Source organism: Yersinia rohdei ATCC 43380 (assembly GCF_000173775.1).
In the GTDB taxonomy this organism is placed as follows: domain Bacteria; phylum Pseudomonadota; class Gammaproteobacteria; order Enterobacterales; family Enterobacteriaceae; genus Yersinia; species Yersinia rohdei.
The window spans coordinates 36,138-59,697 of record NZ_ACCD01000026.1 but is presented as its reverse complement, the minus strand read 5'-3'; the positions used below and the strand labels follow the sequence as shown (position 1 = coordinate 59,697).

Below are 23,560 nucleotides of genomic sequence, written 5' to 3'. Positions count from 1 at the left end.
ATGATGGAACCCTATAACCCTCCACGCACCCCTTGGTTAAACATCCTCTATCAGGATGAACACATCATGGTGGTTAATAAACCTAGCGGGTTACTTTCCGTGCCGGGGCGTGCGCCGGAGAATAAAGACAGTATCATGACCCGTATTCTGGCTGATTTCCCCACCGCTGAATCTGTTCATCGGCTGGATATGGCAACCAGTGGTGTGATGGTGGTGGCACTAACCAAAGCCGCCGAGCGCGAGCTTAAACGCCAATTTCGTGAACGTGAGCCGAAAAAGTCTTATGTGGCGCGTGTTTGGGGACATTTGGCGCAAGATGAAGGCCTTATCGACCTGCCTTTAATCTGTGATTGGCCCAACCGACCAAAACAGAAAGTTTGCTATGAAACCGGTAAATCTTCACAAACCGAGTATCAGGTGTTATCACGCGATGCTGACGGCAGTACGCGAGTGCAGTTATCCCCTATTACTGGGCGTTCACATCAATTGCGGGTTCATATGCTGTCTATCGGGCATCCCATCTTGGGTGATGGATTTTATGCTCCCCCAGAGGCCAAAGCTATGGCATCCCGGTTGCAGTTACATGCACAGGAATTATACATTACTCACCCGGAGCTGGGGACGGCACTGCATTTCAAATGTGAAGCCGATTTTTAATATTTATTAACGAGCAGGGAAATTGATAAATTACTCAAGTTGTTAAATTAATGTGAATCTCATTGGTTTTTTAAAAGATAACATTGAAAATATAATATTCTGACACGACAAATAAAAACAAAACATCACAAATAACATGATAATACTTCTTCAATTACATAAAAATGAAGGAGTATTCTTATGGTTATAATAGGAAAAGACACTAAAAGTGTCAGTCGACCGAGAAAAAGCAAAGCAGAAAAAATAATCTCCCGCCTCAGTAAATTCAATGAAAACAGTCAAAAATCATTATTAGGGTATTCTGTTAGCATGAATACCCAGTCACAAAACTGGCACCGCGAAGCAAAAACCACAGATTCTGAAGCAGTAATGGCAATAAATAACGCCCTTAAATATCACAACATTTCTATTCAGGCAAAAGACCAAGAAAATAAAAAAGATAAAGATATCACTTTTTATTTAGCCAAAGAAAAGGGTAATTATCGCAGTGAAATAGCTGCTTGCGGAAAGTTAAAAACAGCAACAAAATCAAGCTATTCATTTGATTTCAAGGCCATATCCCTACCTGATAATTTGATTTTCTTTCAGGTAAGAGAACTTGGGGGCAGTATGAAAACATTAGGTAGAGACCGCCCTGTTTTTTCTTTACATATACAACAAAATGGTGAGTTAGTAGCTGTAATAAATACCGTCAATCAACATTTAACACCCACTGAACTTGATACCCCAGTTTATCAACGATATAAAATAGCACTGAGCAATAAATTGGAACTAGAAAAATATTATAATATAGCTATCAAGATAATCATGCATCGAGAACAACCGTCCATTACAATTTCCATTGATAATCAAAAAGTTTTTCAATGGAAAACGTCATTTGGCGCACTAGATTCAAAGACTTTTTATAGTAAATTAGGCGCTTATATCCCTCAGCAGAAAAATAAAGCGGGAAGTAATGATACTGAGGTTAGTTTTGATAATTTCAAAGAAAAACATTACCACTACCAGCCCCAAACAATAATAGTCGAAGACAATTTATTGCCTAATGCAATCGCGGCCTTTAATACAGATAATAGTGAGGTGAATATAAATCCCTTAGCTATTAGCAGTCAGTCAATGATGCCAAAAACAGCAGCAATCACGCCCTCTTTACTGCTCTAATACTGCTCTAATACTGCTCTAATACTGCTTTGCACAGTGAAATAAAAAGTGAAAGATGCCAGAGAGCAGGCATCTTTCACTCAGATTTATTTAAATCCTTTCTCGCGTTTGATCAAGTCATATGCGGCTTGGATTTCTTGGGCTTTTTGCTTCGCCATCTCCATCATTTCTGGTGGCAAACCTTTTGCCACCAACTTATCCGGATGGTGCTCACCCATTAACTTACGATAGGCGCGCTTGATGGTTACGCTGTCATCAGTGCTGTTGATCCCCAGCACTTTGCAGGCGTCTTGCAAGGTCGGGCCATTTGGTGCTTGCTGGTAGCCCCCTTGGGAGTGTCCTCCCTGGTGACCCTGCCAACCGCCGTGCCCACCAAACTGGCGTCCACCTTCTATCATGCTCAAGAACTGATCAAACTGACCACGGGAAATCCCAAGTTCTTCAGCAATGACATACAGCACTTGACGTTCGTTAGGATGCAAAGAGCCATCAGCAAATGCGGCCTGTAACTGAATTTCCAGAAACATCCGAATGAGATCAAAGCGACCAAAGCAAACACCGCGTAATTCCTGCAATCTTTCGCGCAACGGGAAACCACTTTCTTTCCCTTCGCGGAAGGCTTGCTGTGCGGCAGCCCTGGCCTCACCATGCAATTGCATTCTATCCATCAATTGACTGGCAAGCTGAATGTCAACCTCAGTAACCCGCCCTTTAGCCTTGGTTAAATGCCCCATGACCTGAAAAGTGGCTCGGAAAAAGATTAATTGTCGTGTTTGTTGATCGGCAAAAAAGCCGCGGCGCTTTGTGCTGCGCGCCCTGTCGACCATATGGCCAACCAGCAACCCTAGTATCGCACCCCAGACTCCACCGGACATAAAGCCCAGTACCAGACCGAGCAGTTTTCCCCAATACTGCATATACTCCTCAATACATCATGCCGTCAGCCAAAATTTGCATTATCATACTCGGCATTCAGCTCAGCGCCTAACAGCGAGACGTGTAAGCGGCCGGATTTAACACTAGCGCAACTGTGATGAGTAATATAGTCTCAGACCGTTTGCCGGCATGATGCCCCCCGATGACGGAACACCAAAACAGCGTATGAAAAAAAGATTCCCAACAATGCTGGCCACCTTGATATGGACGGCACTCTATAGCCAGCACACGCTGGCCGACTTGGCTGAGCAATGCATGCTCGGCGTACCTACCTATGACCAACCTTTGGTTACAGGTGATCCAAACCAGCTACCGGTTCGTATCAATGCAGATAAAACCGAAGCCAATTACCCAGATAATGCCTTGTTCACTGGCAATGTTATCGTCCAGCAAGGTAATAGCACCCTAACCGCTGATCAGGTTAAGCTGACCCAAGTACAGAAACCGGGTGAACCTATCCCCGTTCGTACCGTAACAGCAACCGGTGACGTCAATTATGACGATCCGCAAATTAAGCTGAAAGGCCCGCAAGCCTGGTCGAACCTGAATACCAAAGACACTGATATGGACAAAGGCAACTATCAGATGGTCGGTCGTCAGGGGCGTGGTGATGCGGATTTAATGAAATTACGTGGTCAGAACCGCTATACCATTTTGGACAACGGGACATTTACCTCCTGCTTGCCAGGCGATAACAGCTGGAGTGTCGTGGGTTCCGAAGTTATTCACGACCGCGAAGAGCAAGTGGCAGAAATCTGGAATGCCCGGTTTAAAATTGGCAAAGTGCCGGTGTTCTACAGCCCGTACATGCAATTACCGACCGGTGATAAACGTCGCTCAGGCTTTTTGATTCCGAATGCTAAATACACCAGTAATAACGGCCTTGAGTTTATGCTGCCGTATTACTGGAATATTGCCCCCAACTTCGATGCCACCATTACGCCTCATTACATGGAGCGCCGTGGGTTACAGTGGCAGAATGAGTTCCGCTACTTGCTGGCTCCTGGTTCAGGTACCATGGCATTAGATTGGCTACCGAATGATCGCCTATATAAAGGGGCTGATGGCAAAGAGAGTGATCCAACCCGCTGGTTGTATTACTGGGGCCATTCCGGTGTGATGGATAAAGTCTGGCGCTTCAACGTCAACTACACCCGTGTCAGTGATCCAAATTACTTCACTGATTTAACATCACTATACGGTTCAACAACTGACGGCTACGCCACACAGATATTCAGTGTCGGTTATGCTGATCAGAACTGGGATGCCACTTTGGCGTCCAAGCAGTTCCAGGTATTTACTAATGCCGGTAACAGTAATGCTTACCGCGCCCAGCCACAGCTGGACATGAACTACTATAAAAATGACGTTGGCCCGTTTGATATGCATGTTTATAGTCAGGCTGCCAAATTTACCAGCGTCAATCCAGATAATCCGGAAGCCAGCCGTTTCCATATTGAGCCCTCGATTAGTCTGCCATTATCCAACAACTGGGGCAGTCTAAATACAGAAGCTAAATTACTGGCAACGCACTATCAACAAGATATTCCGACCGGTTTTGCCAGCTACTACGCCAATGCAAATGGTGGTGAAGCAGCACCTGATTTGAAAGATTCTGTTAATCGAGTCATGCCGCAATTTAAGGTTGATGGCAAAGTCGTATTTGACCGGCCAATGGACTGGGCGACAGGTTTTACCCAAACATTAGAGCCGCGCGCGCAGTATCTTTATGTTCCTTACCGAAATCAGGATGATATCTATATTTACGATACCACGCTGATGCAATCTGACTACTCAGGCCTGTTCCGCGACCGCACCTATAGCGGCCTAGACCGTATCGCTTCCGCTAATCAGGTATCCACCGGTGTAACTTCTCGCATATATGATGATGCACTGGTTGAACGTTTTAACGTTTCTGTAGGTCAAATCTATTACTTTAGCCGCTCGCGGACAGGTAACAGCAATAACGAAACGCTTGATAACAGTGATGATACTGGGAGCTTGGTTTGGGCAGGTGATACATTCTGGCGGATTAGCGATCAACTGGGCCTGAAGGGCGGAGCACAGTATGATACTCGGCTAGGAAGTTTGACCCTGGGCAATGCGGTAATGGAGTATAGGAAAGACTCAGAGCGTATGATTCAATTGAATTATCGCTATGCTAGTCCTGAATATATTCAGGCCGCAGTACCGAATGTGAAAAATCCGGGTTACCAACAGGGTATTTCTCAGGTAGGTACTACCGCCAGTTGGCCAATTGCTGACCGCTGGGCAGTAGTTGGTGCTTATTATTACGATACCAAAGCTAATCAGCCTGCCAGCCAATTGGTTGGCTTACAATACAATACTTGCTGCTGGGCGGTTAACTTGGGTTACGAGCGGAAAATCACTGGTTGGAATTCACAGAATGAAACCAGTAAATATGAAAACAGAGTTAGCTTTAACATCGAATTACGCGGTCTGAGCAGTGACCATAGCTTAGGTACTGCACAAATGCTCGGCTCTGGTATCCTGCCTTATCAAAGTGCATTCTGATACGGTGTAACACACTGAATACAGTGAATTTTAACCCGCTACTGCGGATTACATAAATGGAAAAGGTATGAAGAACTGGAGAACGCTTATTCTCGGATTGGTTGTCTGTGCCAATACCGCGTTCGCTGCACCACAAGAAGTTGATAAAGTTGCCGCGGTGGTTGATAACGGCGTAGTTCTGCAAAGTGATGTTGACGGCCTGCTACAATCAGTGAAACTGAATGCGCAACAAGCAGGACAACAAGTTCCAGATGATGGAACGCTGCGTCATCAAGTGCTTGAACGCCTGATTATGGATAATATCCTGTTGCAGATGGCCAAGAAGATGGGCATTACCGTCAGTGATGAAGCTTTGGATAAAGCCATTGCCGATATTGCGGCACAAAACCGCATGACACCGGCCCAAATGCGCAGCCGGTTAGCTGCTGATGGCCTGAATTATGACACTTACCGTGAGCAGATCCGCAAAGAAATGCTGACATCAGAAGTGCGTAATAATGAAGTGCGCCGTCGGATAACTATCTTGCCGCAAGAAGTTGAATCTTTGGCTAAACAAATTGGCAATCAAACCAGTGGTGATGCCGAGCTGAACCTCAGCCATATTCTGATCCCATTGCCGGAGAATCCCTCCCAGCAGCAAGTTGATCAGGCTGAAGAGCTGGCCAAGAAGTTAGCGTCAGACATTAAAGCCGGTGCTGATTTTGGTAAATTGGCTATTGCAAACTCCGCTGACTCCCAGGCACTGAAAGGTGGCCAAATGGGCTGGGGAAAACTGCAGGAATTGCCTTCTTTGTTTGCTGAAAGACTGCAATCAGCCAAAAAAGGTGACATTGTTGGCCCAATCCGTTCTGGTGTCGGCTTCCACATCCTGAAAGTAAATGATATTCGTGGTGCGGATAAAACCGTTTCAGTGACTGAACTTCACGCACGTCATATCTTGCTGAAACCGTCGCCAGTGATGACCGACGATCAAGCGCGAGCTAAGTTATCAGCAGCGGCTGCAGATATTAAAAGCGGGAAAGCCAGTTTCGCCACCATCGCCAAAGAGATCTCTCAGGATCCTGGTTCTGCCATGCAAGGCGGCGACCTGGGTTGGGCATCTCCAGATATTTATGACCCCGCATTCCGTGATGCTGTCATGAAGCTGCAAAAAGGCGAGATTAGCGCCCCAGTTCATTCTTCTTTCGGCTGGCACTTGATTCAGCTTGTTGATAGCCGTCAGGTTGACAAAACTGATGCAGCACAGAAAGATCGGGCGTACCGTATGCTCTTTAGCCGTAAGTTTGCTGAAGAAGCTCAAACCTGGATGCAAGAACAGCGCGCTGCTGCTTATGTGAAAATTCTTGATGGTAGTAATGCAAAACCAGAGTAATCGTATTGTTATCACTCCCGGCGAGCCTGCCGGGATCGGGCCGGATTTGGTCGTCGCCCTAGCGCAACAGGATTGGCCTGTTGAGCTGGTGGTGTGCGCAGATCCGGCCTTGCTTCATGCGCGAGCGGCCCTGCTTAACCTGCCCTTGCAATTACGCGAGTATCAGCCAAGTCAACCGGCAGTGGCACAACAAGCTGGCACCCTGACTGTTTTACCGGTGAAAATAGCCACTGAGGTGACACCCGGTAAGTTGGATATCAGTAACAGCAACTATGTTGTGGAGACGCTTGCCAAAGCCTGTGATGGTGCCATTAGTGGCGAGTTTGCCGCGTTGGTCACCGGCCCGGTACAAAAAAGCATTATCAATGATGCGGGTATTCCTTTTATCGGGCATACCGAGTTCTTCGCTGATCGTAGCCACTGCCCGCGGGTTGTGATGATGTTAGCAACAGAAGAGCTTCGTGTTGCTCTGGCAACCACCCATTTGCCTTTATTGGCAGTGCCGGGGGCCATAACACAGGCCAGTTTGCATGAAGTGATAACCATCCTTGATAATGACCTGAAAACCAAATTTGGTATTCGCCAGCCACAGATTTATGTGTGTGGGCTTAATCCTCATGCGGGTGAAGGGGGTCATATGGGCCATGAAGAGATTGATACGATTATTCCGGCGCTGGATGCATTGCGCCAGCAAGGGATAAACCTTATCGGCCCTCTACCGGCAGATACCTTATTTCAGCCCAAATATTTGCAACATGCAGATGCCGTCCTTGCCATGTATCATGACCAAGGGCTGCCAGTGCTGAAGTATCAGGGATTTGGTCGGGCCGTCAATATCACTCTTGGGTTGCCTTTTATCCGCACATCTGTCGACCACGGCACCGCTTTAGAACTCGCCGCAACCGGTTCTGCCGACGTTGGCAGTTTCATTACGGCATTAAACTTAGCCATTAAAATGATAAATAACAGCAATGAATAATAGAGTCCACCAAGGGCATTTTGCCCGCAAACGCTTTGGACAAAACTTTTTAAATGATCAGTTTGTCATCGATAGCATCGTTTCCGCAATTCACCCAGTCCCAGGTGAAGCGGTAGTTGAGATTGGCCCCGGTCTAGGTGCATTGACCGAGCCGGTAGCTGCTCGTATGGATCACATGACAGTCATTGAACTGGATCGTGACCTGGCCGCTCGCTTAGCCAGCCATCCGCAGTTGAAAGACAAGCTGACTATCCATCAAGAAGATGCGATGAAAATCAATTTTTCTGAGTTGGCCGAGCAAGCTGGGCAGCCATTACGCGTGTTTGGTAACTTGCCATACAACATTTCGACCCCGCTGATGTTCCATCTTTTCGGCTATACTGATGCTATCCGTGATATGCACTTCATGTTGCAAAAAGAAGTGGTTAACCGCTTGGTTGCAGGGCCTAACAGTAAAGCTTATGGTCGCCTGACAGTCATGGCGCAATACTATTGCAATGTCATCCCTGTGCTGGAAGTACCACCCACTGCGTTTACCCCAGCCCCTAAAGTTGATTCCGCGGTAGTGCGCCTTATCCCTCACGTACAGATGCCAAATCCGGTGGGTGATGTGCGTATGCTTAGCCGTATTACTACGCAAGCATTCAACCAGCGCAGAAAAACCGTGCGTAACAGCTTGGGTGACCTCTTCACTGCCGAGCAGTTAATCGAATTGGGTATTGACCCAATACTGCGGGCAGAGAATATTTCAGTCGCACAATATTGTAAGCTGGCTAACTGGCTTTCAGCCCAATCGACACCGCAAGAATAAGCAGGAGCACATTATGATTGAACAGCCCCGCGTTTGTGTACAGGTACAAAGTATCTATGTGGAAACCCAGTCGATACCCGACGAAGAACGTTTCGTCTTTGCCTATACCGTGACGATTCGTAATTTGGGCCGTTCAAATGTGCAACTGATGGGCCGCTATTGGTTAATTACTAATAGTAATGGCCGGCAGACTGAAGTTCAGGGCGAAGGAGTCATCGGTGAGCAGCCGTTGATTCTGCCAGGTAATGAGTTCCAATACACCAGTGGCGCTGTATTAGAAACCCCGCTGGGTACCATGGAAGGGCATTATGAGATGGTTGATCACCTTGGTCAGGCTTTCCGTACTGCAATTCCGGTGTTCCGTTTAGCGATCCCCGCACTTATCCATTAACCCTGACCTTAATTATGTCTACTTATCTTATTGGCGATGTTCATGGCTGCCTCGATGAGCTGCTTGCGCTTTTGGCGCAGGTAGACTTCAATCCGCAGCAAGATACCCTGTGGTTAACTGGTGATTTAGTGGCCCGGGGCCCAGCATCACTGGATGTTTTACGTTATGTTCGCTCATTAGGACCTGCTGTGCGCATGGTTTTGGGTAACCATGATTTGCATTTACTGGCGGTTTACGCCGGTATCAGTCGTAACAAACCCAAAGACCATATTACGCCACTGCTAGAAGCGCCTGATGCTGATGAACTCATTAACTGGCTACGCCGCCAACCGGTTTTGCAAGTGGATGACGAACTCAAATTGATCATGGCCCACGCCGGTATCACACCTCAATGGGATATCGAAACAGCCAAGATGTGCGCCCGTGAAGTCGAATCTGTCTTAAGCAGTGACAGTTATCCGCTGTTCCTTGATGCGATGTATGGTGATATGCCCAACAACTGGTCACCGAATCTGACTGGGCTGGCGCGGTTACGGTTTAGCACTAATGCATTGACGCGCATGCGTTTTTGTTTCCCTAACGGGCAGTTGGATATGATCTGCAAAGACACGCCGGAAAATGCTCCAGCGCCTCTCAAACCTTGGTTTGAGTTGCCACGGTTGGTCAGTCCTGAATATTCGATTATTTTTGGTCACTGGGCATCATTGGAAGGTAAAGGTATTCCAGAAGGTATTTATGGGCTGGATACTGGCTGTTGTTGGGGCGGAGATTTAACCTTACTTCGTTGGGAAGATAAACGTTATTTCACACAGCATGCTTTCAAAGTCGCAGCCACCATAAGCCCGGCGGGTGAGCCTATTGATACATCCGAAGAACCACCAAACTACTTGTAAAGTAGAGATATTACTGTTGGATAATCGTAAAAAAAGCCCATAACAATGGGCTTTTAAAGCTAAAAAATAGCGCGATGGTCACCTATCTTTAGCGCCGTTCCAAAATCTCGAAACAATAACTGTGTGAATTAGCCTCATCAGCATCGTGGAATTCACTAAAGGTGCTTTCCCATTCATCTGGTTCATAATCAGGGAAATGCGTATCCCCCCCGACCTCAGCATCAATATGGGTAAGATACATACGGTGCGCCCGGTCTAAAAATTGTTTATAGACACGCCCGCCCCCCATCACCATCACTTCTTCCACATCACCCGCTAGCGCCAGTGCTTCATCAATAGACGTTGCCCAAGTCACCCGGTCATCAGTGCCAGGTTGGCTGCTGATAACAATATTCAAGCGGCCCGGCAGTGGGCGACCAATAGATTCGAAGGTCTTACGCCCCATAATTACCGGTTTATTTAGCGTGTTACGTTTGAACCAGGCTAAATCAGCCGGTAAATGCCATGGCATTGCGTTTTCCATGCCAATAATGCGATCTGCTGCCAATGCAGCGATCAGGCTGATAATCATTGTTAAACCCTGTAGGCTACGAGAGCCAGTACCGAAAAATTGCTCACACTATACGTAAAGGCTAATCAAGCGTCGATAGAGATAAGCAGGCTAATTGCATATATAAGACAGCTCTTAGCCCACTAAAAAAATAGGGAAGAAAAAAAACCTTATACACCAGGACGTTTGCGATATAACCACAACCCCGGCAAAGATAAACCAATCGACAACGCACCCACAATAAATGAGGCCTTCAAGAAATTGGTCACCATCACCGACATTAATTCCTCGTTATAGCCAAGATGAGAAATCTCCACCACTGAGATCATCGCGGTGTACGCCGAAATGCCAGGGAACATAGGAATCACAGCTGCAACAGTGAAAACTTTAGGGTGAGCCAGCAACCAGCGCGACCAATTAATCCCAATGACCCCAATCATAATTGAAGCCAATAGCGAAGCCAGCTCGATATTCATGCCGAAATGAATCATCAGCATGCGCGAACCATGACCTATAGCGCCCAGTAATGCGCAATAGCGTAATGCGCGAACTGGTACATTAAATACCATCGCAAAACCAAGTGCAGGAATAGCCGCTAGCACCATGTCTTGTAATAACGCCCAGAGTAAACTCACGACCACCCCCGCAATCCCCACAATGCCATGGCAAACACCACCCCAATACAGGTTGATAAGGTTAATAAGCTTGCCATTGCCCAGCGCGCCAGGCCGGTATTAACATGTCCCTTGAACATATCTGCGACCGCATTAATCAGCGGGAAACCCGGTACTAACAATAAAACACTGGCAGCCATCGCCACACTGGAGGCTTCCTGGAAGAAAGGTAAACGCATTAATAGGCCGGATACCGAGGTAGCAACAAAAGCGGTGATACAGAAATTAATCAGTGGATTCATATGACGAGCTGTCAGGCTTTGGCGCACAAACATGGCCAGCCCACTGGCTAAAACGGTAATAGAGAATGCATCCCATCCGCCGCCGTTTAATTTACTGAAACAGCCACATGACAGTGCAACCATCACCACAACCAGCCAACGCGGGTAGCGCAGTGGTTTCATATTCTCAAAGCGCTTATCTACGTCCCTGGCATCAAGTAAACGGTGCTCTGCCAAAATAACAATATGCTGCACCTCAGTCACCACCTGCATATTGATACCACGGTCAGTATTTTTGCGCGTTGATGTCAGGCAATTGCCTTGGCTAATGGTGGTTAATACCACAGCATTGGCTGAGATAGAGCTTTCGACGCTATCCATACCTAGCGCCAAACCAAGCCGCGCGGACAGTTGCTCAACCAGCATACTTTCGGCCCCATGCTGCAACAAAAGCAGCGCACATTTAATGCATAACTTGGTGATCTCCCGCTGTTGTAGATGCGGTATCTCACTGCTTATTTCATTCGCCAGGCTCATATTCGTGCATCACTATCCGTCAAAAGAGTAAAAGATAAATGCTCAATTCCATCACTGCTGACAACAAAACCACCACCGATAATCAATAACAATAATGCATGGAAAACCCAGTAGCGCTATTATCGCCACAATGCCTCCTTGCTGACTTGGTAATCCTGATGCTTGAAACCTCTCTCTTCGTCGCAACCATTGCTACATTGGGGATGTTATCCCCCGGGCCTGATTTTTTTCTGGTCATTAAAAATGCCGCCCGCTATCGCCGCCCCGCAGCCATGATGACGGCACTCGGCGTAATTTTAGGTGTGGCTACTCATATGTCTTACTGCGTGGCGGGACTGGCAGTGGTTATCACCACTACCCCGTGGCTATTCAATTTTCTGAAATATGCCGGAGCCTGCTATTTGATCTGGATTGGTATCCAAGCACTGCTATCACGTGGAGCAAGTAAGCTCAATATTGATAACGCAGCACAGGACCCCATCACACTGAAAGCCGCATTTTGGCAAGGATATCTGTGTAACTTATTGAACCCCAAAGCGACTCTTTTCTTCCTTGCCGTTTTCACACAAATTTTGCAGATTAACTCCGGCGTAGGCGAAAAGCTGTGGTACGCCTCAATCATCTGGGTACTGGCCGTCATCTGGTGGCCTTTGCTGGTGATTCTGATTCAAAGTGCACCGGTACGCCGTGGTTTGGCAAAAGCCCAAAAAGTTGTTGATAAATTGCTGGGGGTTCTGCTGATTGGCTTGGGTATTAAAGTGGCTTTAAGTTAGTTATTTCCGCTGACCCCGCTATCTACCAACTACTATCTACAATACGGCGAGCGCTAACATTGGTGAAGATCAATGTTGTTTATGAACAATACTATTGTTTATGAAAAATACTGTTTTTATCGTTAAAAGCCACTATTCCATAAATTATGAGCATAAAAAAGGGCGATGTCTCCATCGCCCTCTTCTTAACAGCCCAGATTAACCTTTCATCTTCTTAATCTTGGCATGCATTTCTTGCACTGAAGTCACTTGCTCAGTCGGATCAGCATTCAATGCCATTGCCGTGGCAAAGCCGCCATTCAGAGTGGTGTCGTAATGCACCTTATATTGCAAAGCACTGCGGCGGATCAGCTTAGAATCTTCAATTGCCTGACGTCCTGCCGTGGTATTCACGATGTAAGTGTATTCGCCATTCTTAATACGGTCTTGAATGTGTGGACGGCCTTCATGCACCTTGTTGACTAGGCGTGGATTGATACCCGCCTCACCCAACACCACCGCAGTACCGTGAGTTGCATCCAGTTCAAAGCCTTGTTTCAGCAATTTGGCTGCCAAATCAACTACCCGATGCTTATCACCTTCGCGTACAGATAACAGCGCGCGCCCACTCTTTTTCATCCCGGACTGGCTGCCCAGCATCGCTTTAGAGAAAGCTTCGGCGAAAGTGCGACCAACGCCCATGACTTCACCGGTCGAGCGCATTTCTGGCCCTAAAATAGGGTCAACACCAGGGAATTTATTGAACGGCAGCACCACTTCTTTTACCGAGTAGTAAGGTGGAATAATTTCTTCCAACATCCCTTGCTCGGCCAAAGTTTGCCCCACCATTACGCGCGCTGCAATTTTTGCCAGTGGCATGCCCGTGGCTTTAGAGACGAAAGGCACTGTACGGGCGGCGCGTGGGTTAACTTCAATCAGATAAACTTCATTATTCTTCACGGCAAACTGCACGTTCATCAGGCCACGAACACAAAGCTCAAAGGCCAGTTTTTCAACTTGCTGGCGCATAACATCCTGAATTTCCTTACTCAGAGTGTAAGCTGGCAATGAGCAGGCCGAGTCACCAGAGTGAACACCTGCTTGTTCGATATGCTCCATAATGCCGCCGATTAACACTCGCTCGCCGTCACAAATGGCATCCACATCGACCTCAACCGCATCATCAAGGAAGCGATCCAGCAGCACCGGTGCATCATTTGAGACACTTACCGCATTTTGGAAGTAACGGCGCAGGTCGATTTCGTCATAAACGATTTCCATCGCACGGCCACCCAGCACATAGGAAGGGCGAACCACCAGCGGATAACCCAGGCCAGCCGCTTTATCAACCGCCTGTTCAATGGTCGCGACAGTTGCGTTAGCTGGCTGCTTCAAGCCCAGACGGTTTACCGCCTGCTGGAAACGTTCGCGGTCTTCTGCACGGTCAATCGCATCCGGGCTGGTGCCGATAATCGGGACACCGGCTGCTTCCAACTCACGAGCTAATTTCAATGGAGTCTGACCACCGTACTGCACGATAACACCCTGTGGCTTCTCGATACGGACGATTTCCAGCACATCTTCCAAAGTGACGGACTCAAAGTAGAGGCGGTCTGAAGTATCATAATCCGTGGAAACTGTCTCAGGGTTACAGTTCACCATTATGGTCTCGTAACCGTCTTCGCGCAGTGCCAGTGATGCATGTACACAGCAATAGTCGAACTCAATTCCCTGACCGATGCGGTTCGGGCCACCACCTAGCACCATCACTTTAGGACGGTCGCTGGTTGGGTTGGATTCGCACTCTTCCTCATAAGTTGAGTACATGTAGGCGGTATCAGTAGAGAATTCTGCCGCACAGGTATCAACCCGCTTATAAACTGGATGCAAACCATATTTGTAACGTAGCTTGCGCACTTCACTTTCCGCCGCACCGACCAATTTCGCCAGACGGGCATCGGCAAAGCCTTTGCGTTTCAGGTGCCGCATAAACTCGGCAGTCAGGCCATTAATGCCGCATTCCGCTACACTTTCTTCCAGGCGAACCAGCTCTTCAATCTGCACCAGGAACCAGCGGTCAACATTGGTCAGGTTGAAGATGCCATCAACAGACATTCCTGCCCGGAATGCATCGGCGATATACCAGATACGCTCAGCGCCGGCTTCTTTTAATTCACGGCGGATCTTAGTCAGCGCTTCTGGATCGTCCAGACTGACCTTAGGATCAAAACCTGTCGCGCCAACTTCCAAACCGCGCAAGGCTTTTTGCAGTGACTCCTGCTGAGTGCGGCCAATGGCCATCACTTCACCCACAGATTTCATTTGGGTCGTCAGGCGGTCATTAGCACCGGCAAATTTTTCGAAGTTAAAACGCGGGATTTTAGTCACAACGTAGTCAATGGATGGCTCGAAGGATGCCGGAGTGCGGCCACCCGTGATGTCATTCATCAACTCATCCAGCGTATAACCCACGGCCAACTTGGCTGCAATTTTAGCAATTGGGAAGCCGGTTGCTTTAGATGCCAATGCCGAGGAGCGGGAAACGCGCGGGTTCATTTCAATGACAATCAAACGGCCATTCTTCGGGTTAACCGAGAACTGTACGTTAGAGCCACCGGTTTCTACGCCGATTTCACGCAGCACTGCCATAGAGGCATTCCGCATGATTTGGTATTCTTTGTCGGTCAGTGTCTGGGCTGGTGCTACGGTAATGGAGTCGCCGGTATGGATGCCCATCGCATCGAAGTTCTCGATGGAGCAGACAATAATACAGTTGTCGTTTTTATCGCGGACAACTTCCATTTCGTACTCTTTCCAGCCAATCAGCGATTCATCAATCAGCAACTCTTTGGTTGGTGATAAATCCAGACCGCGCTCGCAAATCTCTTCAAATTCTTCGCGGTTATACGCGATACCGCCACCGGTGCCACCCATCGTAAAGGAAGGGCGGATAATACATGGGAAGCCGACGTCTGCAGCAACCGCCAGCGCTTCTTCCATATTATGCGCAATACCTGAGCGGGCGGTGTCCAGACCAATTTTCTTCATCGCGATATCAAAGCGACGGCGGTCTTCTGCTTTATCAATGGCATCGGCGGTCGCACCAATCATGGTGACGCCAAACTCGGCCAGCACGCCCTGACGCTCCAGTTCTAACGCGCAGTTCAGTGCTGTTTGGCCGCCCATGGTTGGCAATACTGCATCCGGGCGCTCTTTTTCGATAATCTTGCGAACCACTTCCCAGTGAATCGGCTCGATGTAAGTTGCATCGGCCATTTCCGGGTCGGTCATAATCGTTGCGGGGTTAGAGTTTACCAAAATGACGCGGTAACCTTCCTCACGCAGTGCTTTACAGGCTTGTGCGCCTGAGTAGTCAAACTCACAGGCCTGGCCGATAACAATCGGGCCAGCACCGAGAATCAGGATGCTTTTTATATCTGTACGTTTTGGCATGGTTTAGCTCCTGATTACTTGCTGTTAGTGCTTGCTGATGATGCGCGGTAAGCTTCAATCAATTCAATAAAGTGGTCAAACAGCGGAGCGGCATCGTGCGGCCCTGGGCTGGCTTCCGGATGTCCCTGGAAGCTGAACGCTGCTTTATCGGTACGATGAATGCCTTGCAGTGAACCATCAAATAAAGAAACGTGCGTGACTCGCAGGTTAGATGGCAATGAGGTTTCATCGACCGCGAAACCGTGATTCTGCGCAGTTATCATCACACAACTTGCGTCTAAATCTTTTACTGGGTGGTTGCCGCCGTGGTGGCCAAACTTCATTTTTACCGTTTTCGCACCACTCGCCAGTGCCAACAATTGATGGCCTAAACAAATACCAAACACTGGGATATCTGTTTCCAGGAAACGTTTAATCGCCGTGATGGCATAATCACATGGCTCTGGGTCTCCTGGGCCGTTGGACAAGAAAATGCCATCCGGATTCAGTTTCAGCACATCTTCAGCCGAAGTCTGGGCCGGTACTACCGTCAGTCGGCACCCACGATCCACCAACATGCGCAGAATATTGCGTTTTACCCCGTAGTCATAAGCCACCACATGGAAGGGTAAATCTTCTGGCTGTTTTGCTGCAGGTAAGTCGCCTTCCAGAGTCCAACTGCCTTGTAGCCAGTTATAGGCTTCTTTGGTGGTCACTTCTTTGGCCAAGTCCATCCCTTTCAAGCCAGGGAACGCTTTTGCTTTTTCCAGTGCCAAAGCGGCATCAGATAAATCACCCACAATAATGCAGCCGTTTTGAGCACCTTTTTCGCGCAACAACCGGGTCAGCTTACGTGTATCAATATCCGCAATCGCTACGATTTTATGGCGTTTGAGGTAATCAGATAAGCCTTCTTCATTACGGTAATTGCTGGCAATCAATGGCAGGTCACGAATCACAAGACCTTGGGCGTGTACTGCGGAGGATTCTTCATCGGAAGCATTAGTGCCGACATTGCCGATATGAGGATAAGTAAGAGTGACGATCTGGCGGGAGTAGGAAGGATCAGTAAGGATTTCTTGATAACCGGTCATCGACGTATTGAAGACCACTTCCCCCACTGCCGTACCTTCTGCCCCGATGGCCCGACCGTGAAATTGGGTTCCGTCTTCGAGAACCAATAGCGCTGACTTAATCAAAATATCCTCCAAGGAATAAACAGTCACATTATTTGCATATTAATTCATATCTAGCGACCTAAATCAATGCAAAAACCGCCCTCAAAGCTAATTTTTGGCAAATTGGGCGCATTTTAATGATGAGTAGCGCTCTTGTCTAGCCAAAGTACCATTTTTTCTTTGTTTTTTACCGTTTTCGTTAAAATGAGTCGATTATCATGGCATAAACACAAGCTAACTTAACATAGTAAACGGTTGCGAGGGTGGGCGACTGAAAAATATCAATCTGACGCGTTAAAAAATGGGGTTAATGCTTTCCGAGGTGAATAAATGGCAACGAAAACAGAGAAAATACAACAAAATAAAGGCTTAACGATAAAACGAACAAAAACAATGCATTTTAACATTAAAATAAAAAGGACAATAAAATATTGCCCTATTATCAAATAATTATGATAAAAACAACCACATCACTGGCTGTGCTTTACACCGTTAAAGTTCGTTCAGACTCAGTACATCTCGCATATCAAACAGGCCATTATCAAGCTTAGACACCCAAACAGCTGACTTAACTGCGCCATTAGCAAAAGTCATCCGGCTGGTAGCGATATGCGTGATTTCGACCCGCTCGCCAATATCAGCAAACATCGCCGTGTGTTCGCCAACAATATCGCCGGCCCGCACGGTTGCAAAACCAATGGTGCCGGGCTTACGTTCACCGGTATAACCTTCTCGGCTATAAACCGCGCAATCTTTCAGTGACCGCCCTAAAGAATCGGCAATAACCTCCCCCATTGCTAGCGCTGTGCCCGATGGCGCATCAACTTTATGGCGGTGATGTGCTTCAATAATCTCAATGTCAGTGTAATCACCCATGACTTTCGCCGCTTTTTCAAGCAACTTAAGCATCACATTCACCCCAACGCTGAAGTTTGCAGCGAACACAATAGCAATATCAGCTGCTGCAGCACTGATGGCGGCTTTGCCTGCATCATCAAAACCGGTGGTACCAATGACCATTGCCTTGCAATGCTTACGGCAAATGGCTAAATGTTCTAGCGTGCCCTCAGGACGAGTAAAGTCGATCAATACATCAAAATGATCAGTTACCTTGGATAAATCATCACTTACAGTAATATCCAGTAAGCCAGTCCCCGCCAGTTCACCCGCATCACATCCCACTAAGGAGGAACCTGCGCGCTCAACAGCCGCACCCAGCACGACACCTTTTGTCTGGGTAATCGCCTGGATAAGTTGCCGGCCCATACGACCACCCGCGCCGACAATTGCGATACGAATTATGGAATCTGTCATTAGTTCTCCAAATATTGTGTCATCTGCCCTGACAAGAGTTCAGATTAGCTTTCTACTATGGACTCTGCCAGCCTATTTAATCTGTATTAGAAAAAAATGATATACACTCGCTTTTATCAGTGAAACCACTTAATTCCTTACATAACATTCAGTAACCCACTCTCTGCTAGCATTTATCCGAAATCAGACCGGCTATTCATCCAGCTACAGAGCCAAAGTGTTAAATCTGGCATATTGTCGTTATTTCGCATATTCATGCAGTTATGATGAACTATATTCTGTCATTTATAGCGCTGAATTTATGCCATCCTATTCACCACAAGGATAGGCAACAGACTTTATCTATAAAAAAAGCAGCCACTCAGGGCTGCTTTTTATACGTAAGTGAATACATACCGAAGTTAATAACTACCAGATCAATCGATCTGCTTAACCTCAACACGTAATTCTTTGGGGACTTCGAAAACAATACTTTCTTCACGACCACGCAGTTCAACCGACCCTGAAGCGCCAAGCTCCTGCAAGCGCGTAATAACTTGCTGTACCAAAATATCCGGCGCAGATGCCCCAGCAGTCACACCAATACACGAAGTATTCTGTAACCAAGACTCCTGAATATCAGCCGCAGAATCAATTAGATAAGCAGGTATTCCCATTCGCTGCGCTAACTCGGCCAAACGGTTAGAGTTAGACGAGTTTTTCGAGCCGACCACCAGCACCACATCTGCATCATTCGCCAAATTCCGCACCGCTTCCTGCCGGTTAGTCGTGGCATAGCAAATGTCGTCTTTACGCGGGCCGATAATCTTCGGAAAACGCTGTTGTAGGGCATCAATCACAGCAGAGGTGTCATCAACCGATAATGTCGTTTGGGTCATAAAGCAGAGATTGTTCTCGTCTTTGACCTTCAGTTTCCAAACATCATCAGGAGATTCAACCAGATACATTCCCCCTTTCGGGTTACTGTATTGCCCCATAGTGCCTTCTACTTCCGGATGGCCAGCATGACCAATCAGAATGGCTTCTTTCCCTTTGCGGCTGGCGCGCGCCACTTCCATATGGACTTTAGTCACCAATGGACAGGTAGCGTCAAATAACATCGTCAGCGAGCGCGAACGGGCTTCTGCTCGGACGGCCTGCGAGACGCCATGAGCCGAGAAGATAAGAATCGAGCCGTCCGGTACTTCTGCGATATCCTCGATAAAGATAGCACCGCGTTCACGTAAGCTATCAACCACATAGCGGTTATGTACCACTTCATGACGTACATAAATTGGCGCGCCATACATTTCGATAGCGCGCTCAACAATACTGATAGCCCGATCAACCCCGGCACAAAAGCCACGTGGGTTAGCCAGCAATATCTGCATTCATTGCCTCCTGTTGGGGGTCTATCTCCAGCACTTCAATTTCAAAGCTGATGACATGCCCGGCCAACGGGTGATTAAAATCAACAGTAATAGACTCATCCGCCACTTCGCGCACCACACCTGGCATTTCACCGCCATCGCGGGAAGTAAACAGCATAATGGTTCCTGCATCCGGTACACCGGTTTGTGCAAAATCGCGCTGAGTGAAGTATTGAATCAAATCAGGGCTTTCCAGGCCAAAAGCATCTTCAGGCTGCAAGGTAAAAGCGTGTTTATCACCTACAGTCAAACCAATCAGCTGTTGCTCTAGTGCATCGGAAAGGCTGTTATCACCTAAGCGAAACAGCGCCGGTTTCCCGTGGATATGGGTCGATTCTGCTGTTGAACCATCCTCCAGCTTCAGAGTGAAGTGCACCAAAACGGCGCTATTGTCTTGCACTTGATGGCCAGGTACATGCTCGGACATATCACTCACCTTTATCAATGGCCGTTTTTTCAGCCGGGCTCAAGAAGCCTTCAAATATAACCAGTGCAGCACCGATACAAATGGCAGTATCGGCGATGTTAAAGGTTGGGAAATGCCAGTTATTGACGTGGAAATCAATAAAGTCGATCACCGCACCGTGCACCATACGATCAAATAAGTTACCTAATGCGCCACCGATTATCAGAGCATAAGCGCAATTTAGCAGGCGTTGTTTGGCGGTAGAGCGATACATCAGCACCATCAATATGACTGAAATACCGATAGCTATTCCCGCAAAGAACCAACGCTGCCAACCACTTTTATCCGCAAGGAAGCTAAATGCCGCACCAAAATTCTGTGCGTAGGTCAGGTTGAAAAAAGGAATCAGTGGCACAGATTCATACAGCGCAAAGTGGGTCATTACCCACTGTTTGCTGCTGAGATCCAAAATCACCACCAGTACTGCCAGCCATAACCAGCGCAATCCGGTCGAACAAATAGGTTTACTCATCAGGCGTACTTACGCTCTTCACCGTCTCCGGCAACGTTAGTGACACAACGGCCGCACAGCTCAGCATGTTCCGCTACCAAACCGATATCTTGCGTGTAATGCCAGCAACGCGGGCATTTCTCACCGTCTGCTTTATTAAAGGTAATTTTCAGCCCAGCAATTAATTCACTTTGCTGTGCATCATCACCTGCTGTTGCATAATCTGCGACTTTAGCGCCAGAGGTCAGCAGCACAAAACGCAGCTCATCTTGCAAGCTGTTCAATCGTGAGGCCAGCTCTGGTGTGGCAAACAAGGTCACAGCGGCTTCCAGTGAACCACCAATGCGCTTGTCGCTACGAGCCTGCTCCAATACCTTGTTCACTTCGCCACGGACTTTCAGTAACTCGGCCCAGAAAGTATCGTTCATACTTTCGTCACCTGCCAACCCGAACAGCCCTTCATACCATTCTTCGGTAAAGACATACTGTGAACGCTGGCCTGGTAATTCATTCCAGATTTCATCTGCGGTAAAGGACATGATTGGTGCCATCCAGCGAACCAATGCTTCTGCAATATGGAACAATGCAGTCTGGCAGCTGCGACGCGCAACACTGTCGCCTTTCGCGGTGTACTGGCGGTCTTTGATGATATCGAGATAGAAAGACCCCATCTCAACGGAGCAGAACTGCATCAAACGCTGTACTACCAAGTGGAAATCGTAATTTTCGTACGCGGCCATAATTTCGGCCTGAGCCTCTTGCGCACGACCGACTGCCCAGCGGTCTACCACGACCATATCTTCCGGTTTCACCTGATGCTTCGCCGGATCGAAACCATTAAGGTTCGCCAACAAGAAGCGCGCGGTGTTACGGATACGGCGATATGAGTCAGCAGAGCGTTTCAGGATTTCATCAGAAACCGCAATCTCGCCACTGTAATCTGTCGATGCCACCCACAGGCGCAGGATGTCGCCACCCAGTTTGTTCATAACATCTTGCGGGCTGATTGTATTGCCGATGGATTTAGACATTTTACGCCCCTGTCCATCAACGGTGAAACCATGAGTCAGCACCTGACGATAAGGCGCTTTGCCTTTTATCGCCGTCGCTATCATCAAGGAAGACATAAACCAGCCGCGGTGTTGGTCAGAGCCTTCCAGATACATATCCGGGCTATGTCCACCAAACTCAGGGCGCACATCAACCACTGAAGAATGGGTGGAACCAGAGTCAAACCAGACATCCAGCGTATCAGGCACTTTGACGTAATCAGCAGCATCAGCACCTAAAATCTCTGCAGGATCCAGATCCCACCATGCTTGAATACCATCTTGCTCGACACGTTTGGCCACTGCTTCCATCAGCTCAGTGCTGCGTGGGTGAAGCATTTCTGTCTCTTTATGGACAAACAGAGACATCGGCACACCCCAAGTACGCTGGCGAGAAATACACCAGTCAGGGCGGTTTGCCACCATAGTTTCGATACGCGCCTGGCCCCATTCTGGGATCCACTGTACGCCTTTGATTTCTTCCAAAGACTGCTTGCGCAGGCCTTTTTGATCCATACTGATGAACCATTGCGGCGTGGCACGGAAGATAATTGGTGTTTTGTGACGCCAGCAGCACGGATAGCTGTGAACCAGTTTCTCAACTTTCAGTAATGCGCCTTTTTCACGCAACAGCTCGACGATGACATCGTTGGCTTTAAACACAAACAGGCCGTCTAGCGTTGGATAAGTCCCCGCCAAATAACAGCCATTCGGGCCAACCGGATTAGCAACTTCCAACCCGTATTTTTGGCCGATAACAAAGTCATCAGGGCCATGACCAGGGGCGGTATGCACCGCGCCAGTACCGGCATCCAAGGTAACGTGGTCACCCAAAATTGCTGGCACATCAAAGCCCATAAACGGATGAGCAAAGCGCATCAGCTCCAGACTCTCACCTTTACAATCGCCCAGTACCTTCCACTGAGTAATTCCGGCGCGTTTCATGACACTTTCAACCAAATCAGCGGCCAAAATCAGGCATTCGCCGTCAATTTGCACAAGTTGATAGAGGTATTCGGCATTCAATGAAATTGCGCGGTTAGCCGGTAAAGTCCAAGGCGTTGTCGTCCAGATAACCAGCGAAATTGGGCCTTCGGCATTAGTTACGCCAAATTTTTCGCTCACTGCTGCGGCATCGACGGCGTTGAAACGCACATCAATAGACGGCGAAGTTTTGTCGTAATATTCAACTTCCGCTTCAGCCAGTGAAGAACGGCAATCCGTACACCAATGCACTGGCTTCGCGCCTTTGTGCAGGTGGCCGTTATCAATGATTTTGCTTAATGCGCGAATGATATTGGCTTCAGTTTTGAAATCCATCGTCAAGTACGGATGATCCCAATCGCCTAACACACCCAAGCGGATAAAGTCTTTTTTCTGTGCTTCGATTTGCTCAGCCGCATATTTGCGACATGCCGTCCTAAACTCTGCCGGGGTGACTTTCTCGCCCGGTTTACCGATAAGTTGTTCAACTTTCAGTTCAATCGGCAAGCCATGACAATCCCAACCGGGGATATAAGGCGAATCGTAGCCCGCCATGCCTTTCGATTTAATAATAATATCTTTGAGAATTTTATTAACAGAGTGACCAATGTGAATGCTGCCATTCGCATAAGGAGGGCCGTCGTGCAAAATAAAGGTCTTTTTACCCTTTTTGGCCGTACGAATAATCCCGTACAGATCCTGCTCATACCAACGTTTCAGCATGTCAGGTTCACGCTTAGCCAGATCGCCGCGCATCGGGAACCCTGTTTCAGGCAAATTCAGGGTATTCTTGTAGTCACTCATTAGA

Annotated in this window: 20 protein-coding genes; 9 read left to right on the top strand and 11 right to left on the bottom strand. The window is 47.9% G+C overall.

The features are described from left to right. Positions 1–3 precede the first annotated feature (3 nt). Positions 4–657: a bifunctional tRNA pseudouridine(32) synthase/23S rRNA pseudouridine(746) synthase RluA gene (rluA, locus tag YROHD0001_RS03805; protein WP_032817641.1), complete on the top strand. Its 654-nt coding sequence runs from the start codon at positions 4–6 to the stop codon at positions 655–657. Between the two features lie 180 nt (positions 658–837). Next, positions 838–1,818, top strand: a complete 981-nt coding sequence (locus YROHD0001_RS03810) for a hypothetical protein (RefSeq protein WP_004715950.1) — start codon at positions 838–840, stop codon at positions 1,816–1,818. Positions 1,819–1,904: 86 nt separating this feature from the next. On the opposite strand, the gene djlA is transcribed toward YROHD0001_RS03810, so the two are convergent. After that, positions 1,905–2,735 carry a co-chaperone DjlA gene (gene djlA, locus YROHD0001_RS03815; RefSeq protein ID WP_004715949.1) on the bottom strand — a complete coding sequence of 277 codons (831 nt, stop codon included), beginning with the start codon at positions 2,733–2,735 and terminating at the stop codon, positions 1,905–1,907. 184 nt (positions 2,736–2,919) lie between these two features. Between djlA and lptD the strand changes: the two genes are divergently transcribed. From lptD to apaH, 6 genes are all read left to right on the top strand, one after another. Further along, positions 2,920–5,289: an LPS assembly protein LptD gene (gene lptD, locus YROHD0001_RS03820; RefSeq protein ID WP_032817640.1), complete on the top strand. Its 2,370-nt coding sequence runs from the start codon at positions 2,920–2,922 to the stop codon at positions 5,287–5,289. A gap of 67 nt (positions 5,290–5,356) precedes the next feature. Further along, a complete protein-coding gene (surA, locus tag YROHD0001_RS03825) occupies positions 5,357–6,661 on the top strand; it encodes a peptidylprolyl isomerase SurA (RefSeq protein WP_004715947.1) in 1,305 nt (434 codons plus the stop codon). After that, the gene (gene pdxA, locus YROHD0001_RS03830; RefSeq protein WP_032817631.1) at positions 6,645–7,640 is read left to right on the top strand and encodes a 4-hydroxythreonine-4-phosphate dehydrogenase PdxA; all 996 of its coding nucleotides are present in this window, start codon (positions 6,645–6,647) and stop codon (positions 7,638–7,640) included. The genes surA and pdxA overlap by 17 nt, the downstream gene beginning before the upstream one ends. Then, the gene (gene rsmA, locus YROHD0001_RS03835; RefSeq protein ID WP_032817629.1) at positions 7,633–8,451 is read left to right on the top strand and encodes a 16S rRNA (adenine(1518)-N(6)/adenine(1519)-N(6))-dimethyltransferase RsmA; all 819 of its coding nucleotides are present in this window, start codon (positions 7,633–7,635) and stop codon (positions 8,449–8,451) included. The genes pdxA and rsmA overlap by 8 nt, the downstream gene beginning before the upstream one ends. A 13-nt stretch (positions 8,452–8,464) precedes the next feature. Further along, positions 8,465–8,842, top strand: a complete 378-nt coding sequence (gene apaG / locus YROHD0001_RS03840) for a Co2+/Mg2+ efflux protein ApaG (protein ID WP_004715944.1) — start codon at positions 8,465–8,467, stop codon at positions 8,840–8,842. Positions 8,843–8,856: 14 nt separating this feature from the next. Then, positions 8,857–9,735: a bis(5'-nucleosyl)-tetraphosphatase (symmetrical) ApaH gene (gene apaH / locus YROHD0001_RS03845; RefSeq protein ID WP_004715943.1), complete on the top strand. Its 879-nt coding sequence runs from the start codon at positions 8,857–8,859 to the stop codon at positions 9,733–9,735. Between the two features lie 88 nt (positions 9,736–9,823). Here the strand turns inward: apaH and folA are convergent, their stop codons facing one another. The 3 genes from folA to YROHD0001_RS03860 all read right to left on the bottom strand — a co-directional run bounded on the left by folA (position 9,824) and on the right by YROHD0001_RS03860 (position 11,717). Next, the gene (gene folA / locus YROHD0001_RS03850; protein WP_186373616.1) at positions 9,824–10,303 is read right to left on the bottom strand and encodes a type 3 dihydrofolate reductase; all 480 of its coding nucleotides are present in this window, start codon (positions 10,301–10,303) and stop codon (positions 9,824–9,826) included. 152 nt (positions 10,304–10,455) lie between these two features. Then, positions 10,456–10,920 (bottom strand): threonine/serine exporter, encoded by a 465-nt coding sequence (locus YROHD0001_RS03855; protein ID WP_032817628.1) that lies wholly within the window; start codon positions 10,918–10,920, stop codon positions 10,456–10,458. Further along, positions 10,917–11,717: a threonine/serine exporter family protein gene (locus YROHD0001_RS03860; protein ID WP_004715940.1), complete on the bottom strand. Its 801-nt coding sequence runs from the start codon at positions 11,715–11,717 to the stop codon at positions 10,917–10,919. The genes YROHD0001_RS03855 and YROHD0001_RS03860 overlap by 4 nt, the downstream gene beginning before the upstream one ends. Positions 11,718–11,875: 158 nt before the next feature. Here YROHD0001_RS03860 and YROHD0001_RS03865 point away from each other — a divergent pair, with 158 nt between their 5' ends. Then, positions 11,876–12,490, top strand: a complete 615-nt coding sequence (locus YROHD0001_RS03865; RefSeq protein ID WP_032817626.1) for a LysE family transporter — start codon at positions 11,876–11,878, stop codon at positions 12,488–12,490. 198 nt (positions 12,491–12,688) lie between these two features. Here the strand turns inward: YROHD0001_RS03865 and carB are convergent, their stop codons facing one another. The 7 genes from carB to ileS all read right to left on the bottom strand — a co-directional run bounded on the left by carB (position 12,689) and on the right by ileS (position 23,556). Continuing rightward, entirely contained in the window at positions 12,689–15,922 is a 3,234-nt protein-coding gene (gene carB, locus YROHD0001_RS03870; protein WP_004715938.1) for a carbamoyl-phosphate synthase large subunit, read from the bottom strand. A gap of 14 nt (positions 15,923–15,936) precedes the next feature. Next, positions 15,937–17,100: a glutamine-hydrolyzing carbamoyl-phosphate synthase small subunit gene (gene carA / locus YROHD0001_RS03875; RefSeq protein WP_032817625.1), complete on the bottom strand. Its 1,164-nt coding sequence runs from the start codon at positions 17,098–17,100 to the stop codon at positions 15,937–15,939. A 471-nt stretch (positions 17,101–17,571) separates the two neighbouring features. Continuing rightward, entirely contained in the window at positions 17,572–18,393 is an 822-nt protein-coding gene (gene dapB, locus YROHD0001_RS03880) for a 4-hydroxy-tetrahydrodipicolinate reductase (RefSeq protein WP_004715936.1), read from the bottom strand. A 416-nt stretch (positions 18,394–18,809) separates the two neighbouring features. Next, positions 18,810–19,763, bottom strand: a complete 954-nt coding sequence (gene ispH / locus YROHD0001_RS03885) for a 4-hydroxy-3-methylbut-2-enyl diphosphate reductase (RefSeq protein WP_032817621.1) — start codon at positions 19,761–19,763, stop codon at positions 18,810–18,812. Continuing rightward, a complete protein-coding gene (gene fkpB / locus YROHD0001_RS03890) occupies positions 19,744–20,229 on the bottom strand; it encodes an FKBP-type peptidyl-prolyl cis-trans isomerase (protein ID WP_004715934.1) in 486 nt (161 codons plus the stop codon). The genes ispH and fkpB overlap by 20 nt, the downstream gene beginning before the upstream one ends. A 1-nt stretch (position 20,230) precedes the next feature. Beyond that, the gene (gene lspA, locus YROHD0001_RS0118440; protein WP_032817619.1) at positions 20,231–20,740 is read right to left on the bottom strand and encodes a signal peptidase II; all 510 of its coding nucleotides are present in this window, start codon (positions 20,738–20,740) and stop codon (positions 20,231–20,233) included. Continuing rightward, a complete protein-coding gene (ileS, locus tag YROHD0001_RS03895; protein ID WP_004715933.1) occupies positions 20,740–23,556 on the bottom strand; it encodes an isoleucine--tRNA ligase in 2,817 nt (938 codons plus the stop codon). The genes lspA and ileS overlap by 1 nt, the downstream gene beginning before the upstream one ends. Positions 23,557–23,560: the final 4 nt, after the last annotated feature.

Coding starts and splice junctions, on each gene's coding strand:
- YROHD0001_RS03810 (WP_004715950.1), top strand. CDS start 838: ATGGTTATAATAGGAAAAGACACTAAAAGTGTCAGTCGACCGAGAAAA.
- djlA (WP_004715949.1), bottom strand. CDS start 2,735: ATGCAGTATTGGGGAAAACTGCTCGGTCTGGTACTGGGCTTTATGTCC.
- pdxA (WP_032817631.1), top strand. CDS start 6,645: ATGCAAAACCAGAGTAATCGTATTGTTATCACTCCCGGCGAGCCTGCC.
- dapB (WP_004715936.1), bottom strand. CDS start 18,393: ATGACAGATTCCATAATTCGTATCGCAATTGTCGGCGCGGGTGGTCGT.
- lptD (WP_032817640.1), top strand. CDS start 2,920: ATGAAAAAAAGATTCCCAACAATGCTGGCCACCTTGATATGGACGGCA.
- lspA (WP_032817619.1), bottom strand. CDS start 20,740: ATGAGTAAACCTATTTGTTCGACCGGATTGCGCTGGTTATGGCTGGCA.
- rsmA (WP_032817629.1), top strand. CDS start 7,633: ATGAATAATAGAGTCCACCAAGGGCATTTTGCCCGCAAACGCTTTGGA.
- YROHD0001_RS03860 (WP_004715940.1), bottom strand. CDS start 11,717: ATGAGCCTGGCGAATGAAATAAGCAGTGAGATACCGCATCTACAACAG.
- ileS (WP_004715933.1), bottom strand. CDS start 23,556: ATGAGTGACTACAAGAATACCCTGAATTTGCCTGAAACAGGGTTCCCG.
- YROHD0001_RS03865 (WP_032817626.1), top strand. CDS start 11,876: ATGCTTGAAACCTCTCTCTTCGTCGCAACCATTGCTACATTGGGGATG.
- rluA (WP_032817641.1), top strand. CDS start 4: ATGGAACCCTATAACCCTCCACGCACCCCTTGGTTAAACATCCTCTAT.
- ispH (WP_032817621.1), bottom strand. CDS start 19,763: ATGCAGATATTGCTGGCTAACCCACGTGGCTTTTGTGCCGGGGTTGAT.
- fkpB (WP_004715934.1), bottom strand. CDS start 20,229: ATGTCCGAGCATGTACCTGGCCATCAAGTGCAAGACAATAGCGCCGTT.
- carB (WP_004715938.1), bottom strand. CDS start 15,922: ATGCCAAAACGTACAGATATAAAAAGCATCCTGATTCTCGGTGCTGGC.
- apaH (WP_004715943.1), top strand. CDS start 8,857: ATGTCTACTTATCTTATTGGCGATGTTCATGGCTGCCTCGATGAGCTG.
- surA (WP_004715947.1), top strand. CDS start 5,357: ATGAAGAACTGGAGAACGCTTATTCTCGGATTGGTTGTCTGTGCCAAT.
- apaG (WP_004715944.1), top strand. CDS start 8,465: ATGATTGAACAGCCCCGCGTTTGTGTACAGGTACAAAGTATCTATGTG.